The organism is Micromonospora sp. NPDC050795, from assembly GCF_044456785.1.
GTDB lineage: Bacteria > Actinomycetota > Actinomycetes > Mycobacteriales > Micromonosporaceae > Micromonospora.
In genome coordinates this window covers 1-1,750 of record NZ_JBITGE010000104.1, presented here as the reverse complement: position 1 = coordinate 1,750, position 1,750 = coordinate 1, and the positions used below count along the sequence as shown (strand labels likewise).

1 protein-coding gene is annotated in these 1,750 nt (G+C 66.0%); it reads right to left on the bottom strand.

What is annotated here, in order from left to right; genetic code table 11:
- Positions 1–781: 781 nt before the first annotated feature.
- Positions 782–1,489, bottom strand: a complete 708-nt coding sequence (locus ACIBEF_RS32375; RefSeq protein WP_396797222.1) for a transposase family protein — start codon at positions 1,487–1,489, stop codon at positions 782–784.
- Positions 1,490–1,750 lie beyond the last annotated feature (261 nt).

Genomic DNA, 1,750 nt, shown 5'->3' with positions numbered 1-1,750 from the left:
GGCGCCAGCACAGCCCACTCATGGTTCGTCAGATCGCCTCGTGCCACACAGGCCTAACGAGCGAGATTCATGATCCGCGAGACAGAACCTAGCGGGACCGGTCCTGTGCCTGCCACTTCGACCGTCTCACCGCGACCCGGATAACGGTCATAAGTGCCAGGTCTGTCGTAGTACGTGCGCAGAGCGGCAATATAGTCGTTTTCGCTGAAGTTCGGCACCGCGCCTGCCTTCCGTCATGCTCCGGCCGCTTGCCAGCGCTGCGGGTACAACGTCTGCCGCAACCGTCAGGTTCAAGGCACCCCCGAGATCGTCCGATATGCCACTTATGAGTTTTAGGTGGAGCTGGTCGTCGGGCCAGCGGTGGCGCAGGGTCTTGAGGAAAGCCAGGAACTCGCGCCACCGTTTCCGGTCGCGGATGCGGTAGTGCAGCTTGCCGGTGGTGAGGTCCGGGGCGGGGTTGCAGGTCCAACGGCCCGAACTCGTCGACGCAGAGCACCCTGCCGTCGGCGGGTGGGTGGTCGGCGAGGTCCAGGGCCCGGCGCATCTTCGCCGTGAAGTCGGGGGTCGGTGCTGGCCTTCACGTCTCCGTGGCCTGCCACGTCACCACGCGATCGTGCAGGACGCGACTGACGGTCTCGACGCTGACGGTCGTGACGTAACCGGCGGCGATGAGGTAGTCTCGCAGCTTGGTCAGCGACCAGCAGGAGGACGGTGGAGCAGGCCGAAACGAGGCGATCGGGACATTTGTCCGAGTTTTGGTAGGTGCCTTTGTCGACTCCTATCACACCGCCAGCTTTGGCGGCTGTCCCGTCATCCGTGGTCGGGCTCTCGTCCGGCGGACGCGGTCTCTTGGCGGAATCGCCTCCGCGAAGGTGGCATTCGCCTGCGCTTCGGGTGGATATGAACGGTTGTTCGTTGACGATCCGGGCGTCCGGTTTGTGGGTGTGGTCGGGGGCCCGCCGGTGGCGGAATAATGGTGGGGTCGGGGTCGATAGATCGGGTGGATGATCGAGTGGGACCCACAGCCCGCCGCCGGATGTGTGGTCCCGGGCCGGCGAAATGTCGGCGGGCCGGTCGTCGTTATACCTGTCTGACGCCCCCCGGTTTTGCACGTGCGTCGTTGTTCTTCCCCCTGCTGTTGTTGAGCGCCTGTCGGTGCTGCGCATCCCGCTGCCTTCCCACGGCGGTGGTGGTGTCTACCCCCGAATGACGTGTTCTCAACAAGAATCTGGTAGGTGGCGGTATTCGAAAGGGTGAGGTGGGGCGCGGCGCGGACGATGTCACCGAGGCTTCGAGGGCTGGCGGTGCTGTGGCGTAGTGTGCGCCAGCGGCCAGTGAGGATCGCGAAGCCGCGTTCTCCGAGGCACCGCATGGATCGAAGGATCGTGTTGTACGCGCGGTTGTCCGCGGCGAGGCGGCGGCCGTCGGCGGGTTGCTTGTATGGGGTGTGGATGCCCTGGCCGGCGCCCTCGTAGCCGGAGTCGGCCAAGGTCGGCAGTTCCAACGCCGAAGCGGCCCAGTAGAGGGCGCCGGTGATGTCCAGCTGTTGAGCGCGGGTCAGGCGCGCGTAGCCAGTCGGCCAGGTCGGCGGGGCTGGCCTCGGCGGCGCCCAGGTTGGTGATGGCGTAGACGGTGACGGTGGACCAGCGGCCGGTGGCTAGTGCCGTGACCACGAACGTTGAGGGTGTTGGGGTCAGGCTGCTCGGGTGGCGGGTTGGTCCCAGCGTCGTTGTGGTTCGCTGCGGATGCG